The sequence below is a fragment of the Microvirga medicaginis genome (assembly GCF_052658925.1).
Genome location: NZ_JBQWEL010000011.1, coordinates 161,608 through 181,320, shown reverse-complemented (window position 1 = coordinate 181,320; position 19,713 = coordinate 161,608). Strand labels below are relative to the sequence as shown.

Genomic DNA, 19,713 nt, shown 5'->3' with positions numbered 1-19,713 from the left:
ACCTCCGGATGACCATCCTCCGGATACCATGACAAAGCCCCCGCCGCTCCCGCAGCGGGGGCTTTTTGTTGTGCAGAACGCCAAGCAGAACGCCAACCAGCAGGCGGGCAAAAAGCCGCTCAAAATGGATCCGGCAGACGATGAAAGCCCTCCAGCGCACAAAGCCGGCCGAGACGCTCCGCTGTTGCGCTGCTCCGCATCGACAAGCCCTGGTACTGTAGCTCCGGATGCCGGAGTATCTTGCGTTTCGTCCGCCCATTACCCACCTTAGCAAGAATATCAGGTCCGGGCTCCTCTGGCGGACGTTCGCCGTTCGCGATGTCGGACATCTTTCCTTGCTCTCGCATTCACGGTGCGACAGCAGCCGAGGATTACGCCATGGGCTTCATTGACTTCAGGACGACTATCTCTCCCCGCTCGAATCGGCTCCTCACCACCATCATCAGACTGGCAATCGTGGTGGTGTCGGGAATTATTCTGCTGACCGTGGTGCTGGTCGGTTTGCTTGTCGTGCTCCCGCTGATGCTGATTGGCGGAGCAGCCTTGTATTTCTACCTTCGGCGTCGCGCGCATCAGACACGACAGCGCCCTCAGGCAGAAGTAATCGATGCCGAGTATAAGGTTATCGATCACCGATAAAATTCGGGAGTGTCCCGAACGAGTGAGGTGCCGCCATTAAGTATGTCGACTTGCTTCTCATCCATTAATGGTGTCCGATGTCACCTCGCTCGTGCGTCAGCAGCCAATGCTCTCATCAGGATACGGGTTGACCCGCTGAGACTCCCTTCAGTGATGGAGAGAAGCGTCCAATCAGGTGATGTCTTTCACCGGGATAGGTGATCCGCGCCTCCGTAACGAAGGCGCCCGCCTGCCAAGTCCGCCGCTCCAGCACGAGACACGCCGCTCCGGTTTGAATCTGAAGTCTCTTCGCCATCGCGCTGTCGGCATTGACCGCGCGCACGATGTGCTCCGCATCCGTCCACGGGACGCGCCGCAGAAGCCAAGTGCCGGGCGGATCGTCCTTGAAAGACTCCTCGCCTGCCTCAGGCACGGTAGCGAGATTGATGAGGCGCTGCTCGAAAGCCTGCGGCACATCATTCATCACGTGAAGCGTGGAGAGGCAGAGCATCTCGGTGCCTGGCGGCAGCCCCGTACGCTGCGCGGCGGCGGCATCGATGGCCTCTATCGAGCGATGCAGGATTTTGAAGCGATACTCGGTGCCCGCACGGGAAGCTTCGAGAGCGAAATCCTGGATCTGCAGCACCGCCTGCTGACTGCTCGGCTCCGCCACGACCGAGCCCGCCCGGCGCCGGCGGGTGATGAGACCATTGGCCGCCAGAATCGACATCACCTTGTTCACGGTCATGCGCGAGCAGCCGTATTCGGCCATCAGCTCATGCTCGAAGGGAATGCGATGGCCCGGAGGCCACTCGCCGGACATGATCCGGGCCTCGATATCGTCGCGGATACGCTGATGCAGATGCTTCATGTCGGACGACTTTTCTTTCATTCCAGGATGCGGCTCATCGCACGCGCATAGCGAGCGCGGATCGCGTCGCGCTTCACATGCCGGCCTCTCCTTACCATGACCTGGCCTGCGACGAGCACTGTATCGATCACGTCCTTGCCTGCGACGAAGACGTAAGAATCGATCCAGCGATCTCCAGAAACGGCGGCAAGATCGGGGTGATCTGCATCGAGTACGACGAGATCGGCGCGATGTTCTGCTGCAATCGCACCGATGCGGCGGCCGAGAGCTTGGGCTCCGCCCGACAGCGCCTTTTCGTAAAGATGACGCCCCGTCGACTGCCCCTCGCGTTCGGCGAGAACATTACGGGCGCGGTGCTTGAGACGCTGGCTGTACTCGAATTGCTTGAGCTCCGCCGCAGCCGAAATCTCGATGTTCGAATCGGATCCGGCACCGAAACGCCCTCCGGCGGCGAGGTAATCGATACCTGCAAAGATTCCGTCACCCAGATTAGCTTCGGTGATGGGGCAAAGGCCTGCCACTGCACCGCTCATGGCGATGCCCTTGATCTCCTGCGCATCAAGATGCGTGGCATGGATCAGGCACCAGCGTTGATCCACAGGTGCGTGATCGAGCAGCCATGCGACCGGGCGGTAGCCCGACCATGCAAGGCAATCTTCGACCTCCTTCACCTGCTCCGCGACGTGGATATGAATTGGCCCCTCGCCTGCCCTTGCGACGACTTCGCTCAGGCTGGCCGGTGTGACGGCACGCAGACTGTGGGGCGCGACGCCGACGACGGCATCGTCGAGATTGGCCACAGCCTTGCGAGCGCCCTCCAGAAGGCGGAAGTAGCGCTCGACATCGTTGATGAACCGCCGTTGACCTTCGGCTGGTGCGACACCGCCGAATCCACCCTGTGCATAGAAGACCGGAAGAAGGGTCAGGCCTATGCCGGTCTCCTGCGCGGCGGCCGCGATGCGCCCGGAGAGCTCCGCGATATCGGCATAGGGACGGCCGTCCGTATCGTGGTGCAGATAGTGAAACTCGGCCACGGAGGTGAACCCGCCTTCGAGCATCTCCATCATCGCGAAGGCCGCGATGGCCTCGACATCGGCCGGCATGAGCCGGCCGAGGAAGCGATACATCACCTGCCGCCAGGTCCAGAAGCTGTCCCCTTCCGGCCCTCGGGTTTCGGCAAGTCCCGCCATGCCCCGTTGAAAGGTGTGGCTGTGCAGGTTCGGCAATCCAGGCACCGCGATCCCGGTGATGCGCTCGCGGTCCTCGCGAGGAGCATCCCGGTGCACGGCGGCGATCACGCCGCCCTCGATATCAAGACCGACATTCCGGGCCCAGCCTTCGGGAAGGAGAGCATGATCGAGGATGAGCCTGCGCATCACTATGACACCTTTGCCGTGGAACGGCTCCTGAATGCAGGACATCTGCAGCCGCCAAAAAGCCATGCCGACGCCCAACCATCAGAACCGATCGAATACGTCTAGACAATATCGATCTTCTGCGATTATGTATAGACATTATCGCGAACACACCGGAGCAGAAACATGCGCTTCGACCGGGTCTGGTTCAACGCCCGCCTCGCTACATTGGCCGGCAATGGCCTTGGTATCATTGAAAACGGAGCCGTTGCCGCAAAGGATGGCCGCATTGCCTTTGCCGGACCGGCGCAGGATCTCCCGACCAACGGGGACGCGGCCGAGCGGATCGACTGTGACGGGCGTTGGATCACCCCCGGTCTCGTCGACTGCCACACCCATCTGGTTTATGGCGGTGATCGGGCACATGAGTTCGAGCTGCGCCTGAAAGGTGCGAGCTACGAAGAGATCGCCCGCGCCGGCGGCGGCATTGTTTCCACCGTGAAGGCAACCCGAGCGGCGAGCGAGGACGACCTCGTTGCGAGCGCCCTGCCCCGCCTCGATCATCTCATCACTGAGGGCTGCACCACCATTGAGATCAAGTCGGGCTACGGCCTCGACCTGGAGACGGAAGCTCGGTGCCTGCGCGCGGCGCGGCGCCTTGCCGAGGAACGCCCCGTTTCCGTCACCACCTCCTTCCTCGGCGCCCATGCCCTGCCGCCGGAGGCGAATGGCGACAAGGATGCGTTCATCGAGAAGATCTGCACCGAGATGCTGCCCGCTCTTGCCCGCGAAGGGTTGGCTGATGCGGTCGATGCCTTCTGCGAAGGCATCGCATTTTCTCCCGAACAGACTGCGCGCGTTTTCGATGCAGCAAAGGCGCTGGGGTTGAAGATCAAGCTTCATGCCGACCAGCTTTCCAACCTGCACGGTGCGAAGCTCGCTGCCGATTATGAAGCTCTTTCGGCCGACCATCTCGAGTACACGGATGAGGATGGCGCCACTGCGATGGCAAAGGCAGGCACGGTCGCGGTGCTGTTGCCGGGTGCGTTCTACATGCTGCGAGAGACACAGGTTCCGCCGGTCGCTGCTTTCCGCAAGCACGGCACGCGCATGGCGCTGGCAACCGATTGCAATCCCGGGACCTCGCCGCTGACCTCGCTCCTGCTCACCATGAACATGGGTGCGACCCTGTTCCGCCTGACGGTCGAAGAGTGCATTGCCGGCGTGACGCGCGAGGCGGCACGCGCCCTCGGCCGCCTCGACACCATCGGCACCCTTGAGCCCGGCAAGTCCTGCGATCTCGCCATCTGGAACATCGAACGTCCGGCGGAGCTCGTCTACCGCATCGGCTTTAACCCGCTTCATGCCCGTGTCTGGAGGGGACAGTGACACAACCCATAATACTTCATCCCGGCTCCGTTACCTTGGCCGACTGGCGCCGCGTCTATTTCGGCGCTGAGGTTTCGCTCGACCAAGATTGCCGCACTTCCATCGACGCAGGAGCCAAGACCATCGAGGCCATCGTGGCCAAGGGAGAGCCGGTCTACGGCATCAACACGGGCTTCGGAAAGCTCGCCAGCGTTCGGATCGGTTCCGCCGATCTCGCGACGCTCCAGCGCAACATCGTGCTCTCCCATGCGGCGGGCGTAGGCGATCCGTTGCCGGTTGCGGTCGTGCGGCTTGTGATGGCTCTCAAGCTCGCAAGCCTCGCGCAGGGTGCCTCGGGTGTGCGCTGGTCCACCATCGAGCATCTGACGAGCTGCCTTGAAGCGAATCTCATTCCCGTCATTCCCGGCCAGGGATCGGTCGGCGCCTCGGGCGACCTTGCTCCCCTGGCCCATATGACGGCGGCGCTCATGGGTGTCGGCGAGTTCTTCGTCGATGGGGCGCGCATGCCGGCGGAGGCTGCACTCGCACGGGCAGGTCTTGCACCGCTGACGCTCGGCCCCAAGGAAGGTCTTGCTCTCCTCAATGGCACGCAGGTCTCGACCGCGCTGGCGCTGGCAGGTCTCTTCGAAGCCGAGCGCGTCTTCCGCGCAGCACTCGTCACCGGAGCACTCGCGACCGATGCCGCCAAGGGCTCCGACGGGCCGTTCGACGAGCGTATCCAGAAGCTGCGGCGCCACCGCGGGCAGATCGAGGTCGCCGCGTCCCTTCGGGCTTTGATGCAGGGCAGTGCCATTCGTGCTTCGCATCTCACCAACGACGACCGCGTGCAGGATCCCTATTGCCTGCGCTGCCAGCCGCAGGTGATGGGCGCGGTGCTCGACCTGCTGCGTCAGGCCAGCGAGACGCTCGGCACCGAGGCGAACGGCGTCTCCGACAACCCGCTCGTCTTCTCCGAAACCGGGGAGGTCATTTCCGGCGGCAACTTCCATGCGGAGCCTGTGGCTTTCGCCGCCGACATGATTGCCATGGCACTTTGCGAGATCGGCTCGCTCGCAGAACGGCGCATCGCCATGCTGGTCGACCCGGCTCTCTCGGGCCTGCCCGCGTTCCTCACGCCGAAGCCAGGGCTTAATTCCGGCTTCATGATCCCGCAGGTCACTGCCGCCGCTCTCGTGTCGGAGAACAAGCAGCGCGCCTATCCGGCGAGCGTCGACTCGATCCCGACCTCCGCCAACCAGGAGGACCATGTGTCCATGGCAGCCCATGGTGCGCGGCGTCTCCTGCCGATGGCGGCGAACACCGCAAATGTCATCGGCATCGAGCTCTTGGCCGCGATCCAGGGCTGCGACTTCCATGCTCCCATGAAGTCCAGTGAGCGCCTGGAACGCGCCCGTGCCCTGTTGCGCGCCAAGGTCCCGCATCTCGAAGATGACCGGCACATGGCGCCCGACATGGAGCAGGCGACGGCACTCGTCATCTCCGGTGCATTGGCGGATGCGGTTGGAAGCGATGTGCTTCCGCAGGTGGCGGAGTGACGCGATGAAGACTGAACAACCATCCTGGCTGACACTCATCCGCGGCGATGCCCCTCTTCTGGTCAGCCTGCCGCATACGGGCACCGATATCCCGGTGGAGTGCGAACGCGGCCTCGTCTCGCGATGGCTCGCGCGCAAGGATGCCGATTGGTGGATTGATCGGCTTTACGGCTTCGCGGCCGATCTGGGCGCCACCGTGATCCGCACAACCATCTCCCGCACCGTGATCGACGTGAACCGTGACCCGTCCGGCGTGTCACTCTATCCAGGACAGGCGACAACCGAGCTTTGCCCAACGACCACCTTTGATGGGGAACCGCTCTACGAGCCGGGCCTGGAACCCACGGCAGAAGACATTGCCGGGCGCCGCGCCCGCTTCTTCGATCCCTATCATGCAACGCTCCGGGCTGAACTCGAGCGGCTGCGAGCCCGACATCCCAACGTGGTGGTCTATGATTGCCACTCGATCCGCTCGATCATTCCACGCCTGTTCGAAGGCACTCTGCCCCACTTCAATATCGGCACCAATGGTGGGGTCACCTGTGCACCGGCCTTGAGCGATGCCGTCGAAGAAATCTGCGCGAGCAGCGGCTTCAGCCATGTGGTCAACGGGCGCTTCAAGGGCGGATACATCACGCGCGACCTCGGCCGACCTGAGACCGGCGTTCATGCCATCCAGATGGAGCTCGCCTGCCGCGGCTACATGCGGGAATCGCTCGGCCCTGTCGCCGAGGGCGAGTGGCCAACACCTTACGACGAGGATTATGCGGCCCCCATGCGCGCTGAACTGACCCGCATTCTCCAAACCTGTCTCACCTTCGCCCAATCCAAAGCTTGACCCGAGGATCCGTCTCATGACCCGCATCGACAACGCCCGCGTGATCCGCGCTCCCCATGGCACCGAGCTGTCGGCCAAGAGCTGGCTGACGGAGGCGCCGCTTCGCATGCTGATGAACAACCTCGATCCGAATGTCGCCGAGAAACCGAGCGAGCTCGTCGTCTATGGCGGCATCGGCCGCGCCGCGCGCGACTGGGAGAGCTTCGATCGCATCGTGGCTGCGCTGAAGAACCTGGAAGCGGACGAGACATTGCTCGTGCAATCGGGCAAGCCCGTCGGCGTCTTCCGCACGCATCCAGATGCCCCGCGCGTGCTGATTGCCAATTCCAATCTCGTGCCGCACTGGGCCACCTGGGACAAGTTCCATGAGCTCGATCGGAAGGGGCTCATGATGTACGGCCAGATGACCGCTGGCTCTTGGATTTACATCGGTACGCAGGGCATCGTGCAGGGCACCTACGAGACCTTCGTCGAGGTGGGCCGCCAGCACTACAACGGTGATCTCTCCGGCCGCTGGATCCTCACCGGAGGCCTTGGTGGCATGGGTGGCGCGCAGCCGCTCGCCGCCACCATGGCCGGCGCCTCCTGCCTTGCGGTCGAGTGCCAGCCGAGCCGCATCGAGATGCGCCTGCGCACCGGCTATCTCGATCAGCGCGCCGATACCCTCGACGAGGCGCTTAGCCTTATCGAGCAATCCTGCCGCGACAAGAAGCCGGTCTCCGTGGGCCTCCTCGGCAACGCCGCCGAGATCTTCCCGGAAATCTACCGACGCGGCATCCGCCCCGATGCAGTGACCGATCAGACCTCCGCGCATGATCCCATCAACGGCTACCTGCCGAAGGGCTGGACGCTGAGCGAGTGGGAGGCCAGGCGCGAGAGCGATCCCAAGTCCGTCGAGCACGCCGCCAAGCAATCCATGGCCGAGCATGTGCGCGCCATGCTGGACTTCTACAAGGCGGGCGTGCCGACCCTCGATTACGGCAACAACATCCGCCAGATGGCGAAAGAGGAAGGCGTCGAGAATGCATTCGACTTCCCGGGCTTCGTGCCGGCTTATATCCGTCCGCTCTTCTGCCGTGGCATCGGGCCATTCCGCTGGGCCGCGCTCTCGGGCGATCCGGAGGATATCTTCAAGACCGACGCCAAGGTGAAGGAGTTGCTGCCGGACAACAAGCACCTGCACAACTGGCTCGACATGGCGAAGGAACGCATCAAGTTCCAGGGCCTGCCCGCCCGCATCTGCTGGGTGGGCTTGGGCGACCGTCACCGCCTTGGTCTCGCGTTCAACGAGATGGTCGCCAAGGGCGAGCTGAAGGCGCCTATCGTGATCGGTCGCGACCATCTCGATTCCGGCTCCGTCGCGAGCCCCAACCGCGAGACGGAAGCCATGAAGGACGGCTCCGACGCGGTCTCCGACTGGCCGCTCCTCAACGCGCTCCTCAACTGCGCCTCCGGCGCCACATGGGTCTCGCTGCATCATGGCGGCGGCGTCGGCATGGGCTTCTCACAGCATTCGGGCATGGTGATCGTCTGCGACGGCACGCCGGAGGCGGCCAAGCGCATCGAGCGCGTGCTCTGGAACGATCCGGCGACCGGCGTGATGCGCCACGCGGATGCGGGCTATGACATCGCGATCGACTGCGCCCGCGAGTTCGGCCTCAACCTGCCGAGCCTGCGGTGATGCAAGCGCGCGTCATCCGTCAGCATGATCTCGTCCGCGTTCCGTGGAAAAATGGCGGCGGCACCACTGCGGAGGTCGCCGCCTTTCCGGAGGGTTCGAGCTTCGAGACCTTCGGATGGCGCGTCAGCATGGCGGATGTCGCCTCCGACGGACCGTTCTCCGTCTTTCCGGGCATCGATCGCACGTTGGTCGTGATCGAGGGCAATGGCATCGAGCTCGATGTGGAGGGCATCGCCTATCCGCTCGACGAGGCCTCTCCCAAGCTCTCCTTCTCCGGCGATGACATGACCACAGGACGGCTCCTCTCGGGTCCGATCCGCGACCTCAACGTGATGACCCGGCGCGGTCAGTTCAGGCATCGGACGCGGTTCGTGGAAGCTGGCGTGGCCCTGCTTGCCGACGAGACATGCGTCGCCTTCCTCGTTGCTCTCGATGGCTCCTTCGATGTGACGCTGGATTCAACTGTCCATTCGCTGCAAGTCCTGGATACCCTCATGCTGGAAGGGATGCATGATCTCATCCTGCTGCCTGGAACCGGACGGGCGATTCTCGTCGAGATCGCGCCGGATGCTTCATCATAGGAGCGCAATTTTCAGGACGCATTGCCCAAAACAGTGGCAGCCCAAAATGTCTATACATTTGACAATACCGCTCCGACATGGTGCCATTCACGCGCTCGGAGAAGAACGACCGACGTAACGGCCTCGGAGACCTTCCAGAGGATGCGATCGGCACAACGAGTCAGGGAACTCAAAGCAACGGAGGCTGCCATGAAGGCGGTATTGGGTGGTTTGACCATGTTGGCGCTGGCGGTCGTGCCGGCTTCAGCGCAGGAGACGAAGGTAACCATCGGCATCTCGGGCTGGACGGGCTTCGCGCCGCTGACACTCGCGAAGGAAGCCGGCATCTTCAAGAAGAACGGCCTCGACGTCACGATCAAGAAAGTTCCGCAGGCCAGCCGTCATCTCGCAATTCAGTCCGGCGACATTCAATGCGCCGCCACCACGGTCGAGACCTGGATTGTGTGGAACGCCAACGGCGTGCCGACCAAGCAGATCTTCCAGCTCGACAAGAGCTACGGCGCGGACGGCATGGTGGTGCGCAACGACATTGCCTCGATCAAGGACATCAAGGGCAAGACGGTGGCTGCCTCCGCACCCGGCACGTCGCCTTACTTCGCTCTCGCCTGGATGCTGAAAAAGAACGGGCTCTCGGTGAAGGATGTGACCGTCGTCAACATGGAGCCGGGACCGGCCGCCCAGGCCTTTATTGCCGGGCAGAACGATGCGGCCATGACCTATGAGCCTTATCTTTCCTCTGTTCGCGCTGCACCCCAGGCCGGCAAGATCATCGCCACGACACTCGACTATCCCATGGTGATGGATACCTTCGGATGCACGCCGAAATTCCTTGCTGAGAATCCGAAGGCCGCCAAGGCCCTGGCTGACAGCTATTTCGAGGCGCTGGACATGATCGCGAAGGATCAGGCGAAATCCTACGAGATCATGGGCGCGGACGTGAAGCAGACCGGTGAGGCTTTCGGCAAATCGGCCCAGTACCTGCGCTGGCAGGATCGCGAGGCCAACAAGAAGTTCTTCACCAGTGAGTTCAAAACCTTCTCGGCCGAGGCTGCCGACCTGCTTCTCGAAACCGGGATCATCAAGCAAAAGCCGGACATGGACGCCCTGGCGGATACGAGCTTCATCCAGTAGCGCCTTCGACCGAACAGCCGCGGCCCTCATTCCTTTCATGAGGGTCGTGGCCAGCCCCCTTGTCTATTGAGGTCATCCGGTCTGCTGTTCCGGATGGCAAAGCAGATCATTCATGCCCCGTCCTCTCGAACCCGTCCGCCAGAGCACGCGTATCACGCTCGGCATCTCCTTCTTCATTCTCTTTCTTGTCGCCTGGTCCATCGCAACCCTCGGAGGATTCGTTTCGCGCACCTTCCTCGCCGATCCGATCACCATGATGGAGGACGGCTGGTTGCTGCTGACGCGTTTCGGCTTTCTGAGCGATATCGGCGTCACGATCTGGCGCGTGGTCGGCGGTTTCATTCTCGCTGCGATGATTGCCGTGCCCCTCGGCATTCTGATGGGCGCCTACAAATCCTTCGAGGCGTTCCTCGAGCCCTTCGTATCCTTCGCGCGCTATCTGCCGGCCTCCGCTTTCGTGCCGCTTCTCATTCTCTGGGCTGGCATCGGCGAGATGCAGAAGCTCCTCGTGATCTTCATCGGCTCTGTCTTCCAGATCATCCTGATGGTCGCGGTGGCCGTCGGCAATACGCGGCGGGACCTCGTCGAGGCCGCCTATACGCTGGGATCCAGCGACCAGAGCGTGGTGAAGCGCGTTCTCATTCCGGCGAACGCACCCGAGATTGCGGAAATCCTGCGGCTCGTGCTGGGCTGGGCCTGGACCTATGTGATCGTGGCGGAACTCATCGGCTCCTCCTCCGGCATCGGACACATGATCATCGACAGCCAGGCGCTTCTGGCGACAGGTCAGATGATCTTCGGCATCATCATCATCGGCATCATCGGCCTCATCTCCGATTTCATGTTCAAGGCCCTCAACCGCTCGCTCTTCCCGTGGAGGCTCGCATGAGCAACGCGATCCTCCAGATCGACAATGTCTCGCGCGTGTTTCCGGGAGTGCGTGGCGGCGCTCCGGTTCGCGCACTGGAGCCCACGAACCTCCAGGTAGCGGAGAACGACTTCATCACGATTCTGGGCCCGTCCGGCTGCGGCAAATCCACGTTGCTGCGCATCGTGGCCGGTCTCGACCGGCCCAGCAGCGGACGTGTGCTGCTCAATGGGCGGGAGATCAAAGGCCCGGGCGCCGACCGGGGCATGGTGTTCCAGTCCTACACCCTGTTTCCGTGGCTGACGATTGCCGAGAACATTGCTTACGGCCTGCGCGAGAAGGGCATCCCGAAATCGCAGCGCCAGGATATCGTGGCCTCCTACACCGAGAAGGTAGGTCTGCGCGGCTTCGAGAACCATTATCCGAAGCAACTCTCCGGCGGCATGCAGCAACGCACTGCGATTGCCCGCGCGCTCGCCAACGATCCCGCCATCCTGCTCCTCGACGAACCCTTCGGGGCGCTAGACAACCAAACGCGCGGTCTCATGCAGGAATTGCTGCTCGGCATCTGGGAGCGGGAACGCAAGACCGTCCTCTTCGTCACCCACGACATCGAGGAAGCGATCTTTCTCGCGTCCCGCGTCGTCGTCATGTCCGCGCGTCCCGGCAGGATCAAGGCCGATCTCTCGGTCGAGCTTCCCCATCCCCGGCACTATACCATGAAGACGACGCCGGAGTTCTCGAGCCTGAAGGCCCAGCTGACGGAGGAGATCCGACATGAGGCCATCGAGGCGGATGTCGCCCATTAGGAATGGGATAGCGATAAAGGCAGTCGCAGCAAGCCTGCCTTTCGCTTGCTCCTGAAAGATGTGATGCTTCGCTGGGTTTCCATCTGATGTCGGGATTTTCTCGGATTTGAACAGCGGCATTGCGATCCTCGTTCCGATCGGCCCTTGCATTCGAGCGCACGGCAATATCCGAACGAGAGCATTTTTCGGTGAAGTGGATCCGGTTCACCGTCAAAAGATGCGGCCCAGCAACAAAGAGAGCTGATTCCATACTCATGGAACCAGCTCTATGCCGGCCCTGAAGCTCCCCTACCCTTCGCGAAGGCCTGCTCGCTCTGGACGAGCAGACCAAGCAGTCCTTCTCAGAAGTCTTGCACAACTTGATAAGCGGCGGAGAGCCCCCTCCTGTTGCCGCTTTTGGGACCAGATGACGCCCGGTCGGGACGCCTGGAAACACTCTCGACACTCCTGAGGATTATCAAACCACGCCCACAGTTGACTGGCCGACCGTGGTATGTATTCTGGTCTGACCAAGGTAAGATAAATGACCGCTGATCTTGAAATCACGCGGCTTAGGGAGAGTGGCGGCAAGGGGTTTGAGAAGGTTTTCGCCTTCTTGCGCGAGCGTCTGCTCGCGGGCTCATTGCGCCCGGGTGACCGGCTTATCCCTGAACGCGATCTCGCCGCGCAGCTCGGTGTCAGCCGACCCATCCTGCGTGAGGCACTGCGCGCGCTGACGGTCCTCGGCGTCGTGGAAATTCGCGACCGTGTCGGGACGATCGTTCGCCGTCCGGATCTGTCCGTCCTCAACGACTTCTTCACCTTTGCCTTCGCGCAGCAATCCGAGGTCATCGACGACGTGATGCAGGCGCGCATCGCGATCGAGTGCCAAGCTGTCAGGCTTGCCGCCGAGCGCGCGACCGTGTCCGATTTCGAGAGGTTGCAGCAAGCGCTCGCGCGCATCGTCGAAACGATCGACGATGCCGACACCGGCGGCGTGGCCGACTTCGAATTTCATCGCGCCGTGGTGATGGCAGGAAAATCCGAGACGCTCATCGTCCTGCACGATTCCATGTCCGGGATCCTGATGCGCTCCCATCGCGGACGACGCGAGCTCCTTCAGGCTTTCGATACGATGAAGACCTACCTGATCGAGGATCATCGCCGCATCTTCGACGCCATCGTGGGGCGCGATCCCGAACATGCGGAAAAGGTCATGCGCGAGCATTTCGCGATCGGCGACGATTTCCGCCGCCGTGCAGCAATCGGCGAATCCGGATCCCGGAGCGCCCCGTCACAACACCACAAGAGCGAGACGCCATGATGGAGCGAAACGGCCATAAGGAAACAGTCGGCTTTGCGGGCCTCGGCACGATGGGGCGTGAAATGGCCCTCAATCTGCTCAAGGCGGGATATGCCGTCCGTGCCTACGACGTCCGCAAGGATGCCGCGGATGAGCTCCTTCCCTATGGCGCCACGGCAGCCGTAAGCCTGGCGGACGCTGCGCGGGACGCGGACATCGTCATTTCCATGCTCCCCGACACGCCGCAGGTCGAGGAGATCGTCTATGGCGAAGGCGGCCTCCTGACGTCGCCGCCACGGGGCCGTCTCTTCGTCGACATGAGCACGATTTCGCCTGTCGCCGTCCGGCGCATGCATGCCGATCTCAGGGCTGCAGGCGTGGCGTTCCTCGACGCGCCCGTGTCCGGCGGCCCTGTCGGTGCCAAGAATGCCTCTCTCTCGATCATGGTCGGAGGCGACAGGGACGCCTTCTTGCGCGCCGAACCGTATTTCCGCGCCATGGGCACGACGATCACCCATGTGGGCGAGGCCGGAGCCGGACAGACAGTCAAGCTCTGCAACCAGCTCGTTTGCGCCATCAATCTCCAGGCCATCTGCGAAGCGCTCGCGCTTGGCCGCGCCTCCGGCGTGGACCTCGACCAGCTCCGCAATGTGCTCCTGGGCGGTTCGGCCGCCTCCTGGATGCTCGACAAGCTGGGTCCGGCAATGATCGCCGGCGATGCCTCCGCCGGTTTCCGCATCGACCTGATGCTCAAGGACCTGCGGCTCGTGCAGGAGCAGGCACTCTCGCTCTCTGTCCCACTGCCGGGAACAGCGCTCGTGACGAGCCAGTATGTCGAGGCGCGCGCCCACGGCGAGGGCACGAACGGCAATCAGGCTCTTTTCCGGGTCTACGACCGGATGACCAATCAAACGACTGCGTGACGAGGAACGGATCGGGATGAACCTCAATCTGGACTTCGCCACCATCCTCGAGCGATGGCCGACCTTCTTCGATGGGGCGCTGCTCACCCTTCAACTCGCCTTCATCGCGACCGTGCTGGGCACGGCCATCGGGGTTCTCGGCGCCATCGGACGACGCAGCCATCGTCCGATCGTTTCGCGGATCTGCGGCATCTATGTCGAGGCGATCCGCAACACGCCGCTGCTGGTCCAGATCTTCCTCGTCTATTTCGGCCTTGCCAGCCTGGGGCTGAAATTCTCGGCGTTCGTTGTCGCGGCCGCGGCTCTCACGATCAATGTCGGCGCATACACGACCGAGATCATCCGCGCGGGCTTCGACTCCATTCCCCGTGGGCAGATCGAGGCCGCCGAAGGCCTGGCGCTGTCCCGCGCTCAGATCTACTGGCACGTGGTCATGTGGCCGGCAATCGAGAAGGTCTATCCGTCATTGACCAGCCAGTTCGTGCTGCTGATGCTCGCCTCGTCGGTGACATCCCAGATCTCGGCGGAGGAGCTGACGGCGGTTGCGAACTACGTGCAATCCGACACCTACCGCGCCTTCGAGACCTATATCCTGGTCGCGCTCGTCTACATCGTCCTATCGCTGATCATGCGCGCCGGGTTCTGGCTCCTCGGCCTCGTCATCTTCCCGCGTCGTCGACGCCTCGGCACCCCTTTGTGAGGAAGAAAAGATGGGCGGCTCCCTGAATGCCAATCACCTCATGTTTCTGGGCTATGGAGCGCTGTGGACGATCGGCCTGTCGCTCATCGGCCTCCTCGGCGGCGGCATCGCCGGCTTCATCATCGCCCTCTGCCGCATCTCGCCGAACCGGATCGTCCGGCTTCTCAGCGCCGGTTATGTCCAGCTCATCCAGGGCACGCCGCTTCTGGTCATCATGTTCCTGACCTATTTCGGCCTGCCGACGCTCGGCGTGACCGTCTCCCCCCTGACCGCCGCGGGCGCTTCGCTCACGATCTACGTCGGCGCGTATCTCGGCGAGATCTGGCGCGGCAGCATCGAGTCCGTTCCGAAGCCGCAATGGGAAGCAGCAGAAGGGCTCGCCCTCAGCCGCTCCCAGCGGATGACGAAGGTCATCCTACCGCAGGCGATCCGGATCGCGACGCCTCCGACGGTGGGCTTCATGGTGCAGATCATCAAGAACACCTCACTGGCCTCGGTGGTCGGCTTCGTGGAACTCGCGCGGTCGGGCCAGATCATCAACAATTCCCTGTTCGAGCCCTTCCTGATCTACACCATCATCGCCGTGATCTATTTCGCCCTCTGCTATCCGATCTCACGCATCAGCCGCCGCCTGGAGATGCGCAGCGGCCCTGCCCGCCTCTCACTCGGGACTGCCTGACATGCACAAGATTTTGAACGCAGCAACCCAATCGCCGGTCGTTTCCCTCAAGAACGTGCACAAGAGCTTCGGCACGCTCAAGGTGCTCGACGGCGTCAGTTTCGAGGTCGATCGCGGCGAGGTTCTCGTCCTCATCGGCCGCAGCGGTTCGGGCAAGAGCACCGCTCTTCGCTGCATCGATCGCTTCGAGACGATCGACAGCGGCGAGATTGTCGTGTGCGAGCATCGCGTCAGCGACCCTAAGCTCGATTTGAGATCTCTGCGTCAGGATGTCGGCATCGTCTTCCAGAGCTACAACCTGTTTCCTCATCTGACGATCGAGGAGAACATCACGCTCGCCCCCTGCTCCGTGAAGGGCGTCTCAAAATCTCAAGCGAAGGAACAGGCCCGGCGGGTTCTTGCCCAGGTCGGACTGGAAGACAAACTCCACCAGTATCCCGAACAGCTCTCCGGCGGCCAGCAGCAGCGTGCGGCGATTGCCCGCTCGCTCGCCATGCAGCCCAAGGTGATGCTGTTCGATGAGGTGACCTCCGCCCTCGATCCGGAACTGACCGGCGAGGTCCTGAAGGTCATCGAGGCGCTCGCTGCGGATGGCATGACCATGGTGATGGTCACGCACGAGATGGGATTTGCCAGAGGAATCGCCAACCGGGTGGTGTTCATGCATCGCGGCAAGGTCCATGAGACCGGACCTGCCAAGATCCTGACCTCGCCTGCAACTCCGGAACTGGCCCAGTTCGTTGGCACAGGGCTCTAAACCACAACGAAGACCTAGGGAGACAACGACGATGATGAAGCGCCCGCTTTCCGCTGCCGCATTCGCAATGACCTGCATGGTAGCACTCGGCACCACCGCAGCCCATGCAGACCTCCTCGACGACATTATGAAGGCGAAGAAGATCCGCATTGCGACCGACATGGCGATTCCGCCGTCCGGCATGATGGACGCAAACCTCAAGCCGACGGGATCGGACGTGGAGACCGCTCAGCTTCTCGCGAAAGACCTGGGTCTCGAGCTCGAATTCGTGCAGACTACGGGCGCGACCCGCATTCCCAATATTCAGACCAACAAGGCCGACATCATCGTTTCGACTCTCTCGGTTACCCCAGAGCGCGCCAAGGTGATCGACTTCACCAAGGCCTATGCAGCCCTGCAGTCCGTCGTCGGATGCCTGAAGACCGTGGAGGCGAAGAGCTGGGAAGACCTGAAGGGCAAGACAATTGCCGTTTCCCGGGGCACGACGCAGGATACCGAGTTGTCGAACATGAAGGATCGGAATCTCACTCTCGCCCGCTTTGATGACGATGCCACGATGGTGACGGCTGCGGTGTCCGGCCAAGCGGATTGCGTTGCAACGTCGGCGACGATCGTGAATCAGATCGGGGTGAAGAATCCCGCCCGTCCATTCGAGCCGAAGGTTCTCATTCGCGCCTTCGATCTTGCCATCGGCGTGCGCAAGGGTGAGCCGCGCCTGGTCGAGAAGCTCAATGAATGGATTTCGATCAACTTGAAGAACGGCAAGCTGAACGAGATCTACAAAAAGTTCCATGGCAGCGAGCTCCCTCAGGAAATGCGGAGCTGAGCCTGAAAGAATTCGAGTGGTGCTCCCGGCACCACTCGATCTGCAATCACGAAAGAAAGGTTTTTCAATGCGCGTCGTAATCGGATCGGATCACGCCGGATGGCCCCTCAAGAATGCGGTGGTCGAGCACGTACGCTCACTCGGACATGAGGTCGTCGACGTAGGGTCCTTCGATGACAAACCTGTCGATTTTCCGGACATCGCCCGCGCACTGACCCAGAAAGTCAAGTCCGGAGAGGCCGAGCGCGGCATCATGGTCTGCGGCACGGGTGTCGGCGCGTCGATCGCTGCCAACAAGGTCAAGGGCATTCGTGCTGCCGTCTGCCATGATATCCACTCAGCGCATCAGTCGGTCGAGCATGACGACGTGAACGTGATGTGCATCGGCGCCAAGATCGTCGGTTCCTGGCTCGCCCAGGATCTTGTTTCGTCCTACCTGTCGGCGGAATTCTCCACCGATGAGGACTGCCGCCGTCGCGTGGAAAAACTCCACGCAATGGATGCCAAAGGTTGAAGCCGACCTAGAAAAGGGAGCGCGCGTGACATGATCCTCGTTTTTGGTTCGATCAACATTGATCTTGTCGCTCGCGTGGCCTCAATCCCGCGCCCAGGCGAAACTGTCCTGTCGCCGGGCTATGAGACCTTGTTTGGTGGAAAGGGCGCGAACCAGGCGATCGCTGCCGCGCGAGCATCTTTGCCGCATCGGGTGGCGATCGCAGCCTGCGTCGGCGACGACGCCTTCGGCCGATCTGCGCGCGACAACCTCATTCGCAATGGTGTCGTGGCGGATCTCGTTGCCAACAGCGCTGAACCGACCGGTTGCGCCTTCATCACCGTCGATGAGCGCGGCGAGAATGCGATTACCGTTGCTAGCGGGGCGAATGCCACGTTGACGGAAGCGCCGATCCGCAATTACGAGGTGGACGCCTCCACGGTGGCTGTCTTCCAAATGGAAGTTCCCTTCCCTGCATCCCTCAATTTCGCCCGGCATGTGCGGGCGGCGGGCGGGCGCGTCATCTGGAACTTCGCACCGGCTCCCCCGACATTTCCTGCCGGAGATCTCTCAGATCTCATCAACGAAACCGACATTTTCGTCGTCAATGAGCACGAGGCCATTGCGGCGGCTGCGCTTCTCGGCTGCGAGACCGACGATTTTGAAGCTGCAGGAGCCTATCTATCGAAAAGCGGCTGCATTTGTGTCGTCACGGCAGGCGCGCGCGGGGCCTTTGCATTTCGCCCCGATGGGTACAGCGAGACTGTCGAGGCGAAGCCGATACAGCCAGTCGACACGACTGGAGCCGGCGACACCTTCGTTGGCATCCTGGCCAGCGGGCTCGATGAGGCTCTGCCATTGACGACAGCTCTCCAACGAGCCTGCCACGGGGCATCGCTGGCTTGCCTTGCCCATGGCGCTCAGGCCGGCATGCCGACACGCGAACAACTCGGAATCGCCTGAGCCGACCGGGCGGGACGGCTCAGCTCAAAGTGGTTTCACGCGCGGTACGCCCTGACTTCCGCTCGATCCGAGCTACCCCTCCTGCCATGTGGAGGGGCTTCGCAATGATCCGACCTCCGTCCTGATGCTTTACCGGCGCCTGATCGAGCAACAGGACGGGTGCTGCTGTCGACCAGCCTGGACCGAGGCGGGGAAATGATTGGAGCGCAGTCAACCTGAGGCCCGACGAGGGACTCATCACTTTATTCTTCATGCAGGATCCTCGATTGGGAAATCTGACTTTGCGCGCCTGGGGATCCACTTCGCCGGACAATGCTCTAGCCTGGAAGCAGGGTGCGATGGCGGGAACTCGATACCGTGCTGGGGATTGCCCCTCCAGGAGAGCCAGCGCATCGTGCGGACCCGAAGGGCCGCGTCAGAGAAAAGTGGAATCCACTTTTGGGTCCGATGCTTTAGTGGAGTGCCATTCGTATGCCAATTCCTCTGCCGAACCAGCCCTATCCGGAGCCGACGCCAGCCGACCCCAATCCCGCTCCCGTCAGCCCACCCACGCCGCCTGAGACCCCGCAGCCCGAGCCCGTCGGAGTGCCACCGACGACACCTGGAGATCTTCCACCTCCCGGAGAGCCCGTTGGCGTGCCTCCGACCAATCCCCCGGAGATCCCGATCGCGCCGACAACTCCACAACCCACTGCGTGATCTGACCCACGGGAGAGGCGAACCGGATCTACTTCCCCGAAAAATGCTCTATCGCCGCTCGCCATGTGCGCGGGACCACCAATAACCATAGGCGCTAAGGTGGATCGGCCCAGAGGCATCCCGCATGGTCCGATCATCCTTATTCCAGAAAAGTGGCCGCAACATCCGAGCCGCGCATTCCCGCTCGGGCAGACGCCGATTGTTCGGCGCGGTGCTTTTCGCGCCAAGCGCCATGCGAGCATCACGGCACCGGCGACGTAGCCGAAGGCAACCGCCGCGAGGATGCCACGCGCCGCCGTGCTGGGGACCGAAAACACATGCTGGCGTGGGCGCGAGCCGAAGCGCCCACGGCCGATCAGAGCGACCCGCCAGCCGTCTCGCTTGAATGCGATGGCCACCGCGCGACTGACTCCCGCAGATGCTCCGGTGACCACGACGACCGGGTTGTTCCAGCTGGACCTGTGCCCTGTAGCAGGTGCCGATGGATCGATCCGTTGCCTGTCGCGAACCTCTTCGAACACCCGCCCCTTTGTTTCGTGAGGATGCCTCCCTGGTTAAAGAGGCGATCGTTCGGCAGGTTCCGTCGATACGCATCCGCCTCAAGGAATTAAAGAGTGCCTAACAGAACCTGCTGCCTTTCCGCCTTGTAGGGAGGGGCACGGATGGAGTGGTTCGGCTGGGTGAGACATTGAACTGCTTCACTCCGTCATCACCG

The 19,713-nt window shown here is 62.3% G+C and carries 19 protein-coding genes; 17 read left to right on the top strand and 2 right to left on the bottom strand.

The features are described from left to right. Window positions 1-378 precede the first annotated feature (378 nt). Window positions 379-639: a hypothetical protein gene (locus tag ACUXUR_RS15765; protein ID WP_445503288.1), complete on the top strand. Its 261-nt coding sequence runs from the start codon at window positions 379-381 to the stop codon at window positions 637-639. 115 nt (window positions 640-754) lie between these two features. Here ACUXUR_RS15765 and hutC read toward each other — a convergent pair whose 3' ends face one another. Both hutC and ACUXUR_RS15755 read right to left on the bottom strand, forming a co-directional pair. Continuing rightward, a complete protein-coding gene (gene hutC / locus ACUXUR_RS15760) occupies window positions 755-1,489 on the bottom strand; it encodes a histidine utilization repressor (RefSeq protein WP_445503287.1) in 735 nt (244 codons plus the stop codon). A gap of 17 nt (window positions 1,490-1,506) precedes the next feature. Next, window positions 1,507-2,865 carry a formimidoylglutamate deiminase gene (locus tag ACUXUR_RS15755; RefSeq protein WP_445503286.1) on the bottom strand — a complete coding sequence of 453 codons (1,359 nt, stop codon included), beginning with the start codon at window positions 2,863-2,865 and terminating at the stop codon, window positions 1,507-1,509. Between the two features lie 165 nt (window positions 2,866-3,030). Between ACUXUR_RS15755 and hutI the strand changes: the two genes are divergently transcribed. The 16 genes from hutI (at window position 3,031) to ACUXUR_RS15675 (ending at window position 18,299) form a co-directional block, all read left to right on the top strand. Continuing rightward, complete coding sequence (gene hutI / locus ACUXUR_RS15750) at window positions 3,031-4,233, top strand: imidazolonepropionase (RefSeq protein WP_445503285.1); 1,203 nt, start codon at window positions 3,031-3,033, stop codon at window positions 4,231-4,233. After that, window positions 4,230-5,768 (top strand): histidine ammonia-lyase, encoded by a 1,539-nt coding sequence (hutH, locus tag ACUXUR_RS15745; RefSeq protein ID WP_445503284.1) that lies wholly within the window; start codon window positions 4,230-4,232, stop codon window positions 5,766-5,768. Before hutI ends, hutH begins: the two co-directional genes overlap by 4 nt. Before the next feature lie 4 nt (window positions 5,769-5,772). Continuing rightward, entirely contained in the window at window positions 5,773-6,606 is an 834-nt protein-coding gene (gene hutG / locus ACUXUR_RS15740) for an N-formylglutamate deformylase (RefSeq protein WP_445503283.1), read from the top strand. Window positions 6,607-6,622: 16 nt separating this feature from the next. Continuing rightward, window positions 6,623-8,287, top strand: coding sequence for a urocanate hydratase (hutU, locus tag ACUXUR_RS15735; RefSeq protein ID WP_445503282.1), 1,665 nt, complete (start codon window positions 6,623-6,625; stop codon window positions 8,285-8,287). Next, on the top strand, window positions 8,287-8,868 hold the full coding sequence (locus ACUXUR_RS15730; RefSeq protein WP_445503281.1) for a HutD/Ves family protein: 582 nt from the start codon (window positions 8,287-8,289) through the stop codon (window positions 8,866-8,868). The genes hutU and ACUXUR_RS15730 overlap by 1 nt, the downstream gene beginning before the upstream one ends. 189 nt (window positions 8,869-9,057) lie before the next feature. Next, complete coding sequence (locus ACUXUR_RS15725; RefSeq protein ID WP_445503280.1) at window positions 9,058-9,999, top strand: ABC transporter substrate-binding protein; 942 nt, start codon at window positions 9,058-9,060, stop codon at window positions 9,997-9,999. Window positions 10,000-10,111: 112 nt separating this feature from the next. After that, on the top strand, window positions 10,112-10,888 hold the full coding sequence (locus ACUXUR_RS15720) for an ABC transporter permease (protein WP_445503279.1): 777 nt from the start codon (window positions 10,112-10,114) through the stop codon (window positions 10,886-10,888). Next, entirely contained in the window at window positions 10,885-11,676 is a 792-nt protein-coding gene (locus ACUXUR_RS15715; protein WP_445503278.1) for an ABC transporter ATP-binding protein, read from the top strand. Before ACUXUR_RS15720 ends, ACUXUR_RS15715 begins: the two co-directional genes overlap by 4 nt. A 523-nt stretch (window positions 11,677-12,199) precedes the next feature. Next, window positions 12,200-12,979 carry a FadR/GntR family transcriptional regulator gene (locus ACUXUR_RS15710; protein WP_445503277.1) on the top strand — a complete coding sequence of 260 codons (780 nt, stop codon included), beginning with the start codon at window positions 12,200-12,202 and terminating at the stop codon, window positions 12,977-12,979. Continuing rightward, window positions 12,979-13,881: an NAD(P)-dependent oxidoreductase gene (locus ACUXUR_RS15705; protein WP_445503298.1), complete on the top strand. Its 903-nt coding sequence runs from the start codon at window positions 12,979-12,981 to the stop codon at window positions 13,879-13,881. Before ACUXUR_RS15710 ends, ACUXUR_RS15705 begins: the two co-directional genes overlap by 1 nt. 16 nt (window positions 13,882-13,897) lie before the next feature. After that, window positions 13,898-14,581, top strand: coding sequence for an amino acid ABC transporter permease (locus ACUXUR_RS15700; protein ID WP_445503276.1), 684 nt, complete (start codon window positions 13,898-13,900; stop codon window positions 14,579-14,581). Between the two features lie 10 nt (window positions 14,582-14,591). Continuing rightward, complete coding sequence (locus tag ACUXUR_RS15695; RefSeq protein WP_445503275.1) at window positions 14,592-15,260, top strand: amino acid ABC transporter permease; 669 nt, start codon at window positions 14,592-14,594, stop codon at window positions 15,258-15,260. Between the two features lies 1 nt (window position 15,261). Continuing rightward, window positions 15,262-16,017, top strand: coding sequence for an amino acid ABC transporter ATP-binding protein (locus ACUXUR_RS15690; RefSeq protein WP_445503274.1), 756 nt, complete (start codon window positions 15,262-15,264; stop codon window positions 16,015-16,017). A 34-nt stretch (window positions 16,018-16,051) separates the two neighbouring features. Beyond that, complete coding sequence (locus ACUXUR_RS15685; RefSeq protein WP_445503297.1) at window positions 16,052-16,843, top strand: transporter substrate-binding domain-containing protein; 792 nt, start codon at window positions 16,052-16,054, stop codon at window positions 16,841-16,843. Between the two features lie 67 nt (window positions 16,844-16,910). After that, a complete protein-coding gene (rpiB, locus tag ACUXUR_RS15680; RefSeq protein ID WP_445503273.1) occupies window positions 16,911-17,357 on the top strand; it encodes a ribose 5-phosphate isomerase B in 447 nt (148 codons plus the stop codon). A 30-nt stretch (window positions 17,358-17,387) separates the two neighbouring features. Next, complete coding sequence (locus ACUXUR_RS15675; RefSeq protein ID WP_445503272.1) at window positions 17,388-18,299, top strand: ribokinase; 912 nt, start codon at window positions 17,388-17,390, stop codon at window positions 18,297-18,299. Window positions 18,300-19,713 lie beyond the last annotated feature (1,414 nt).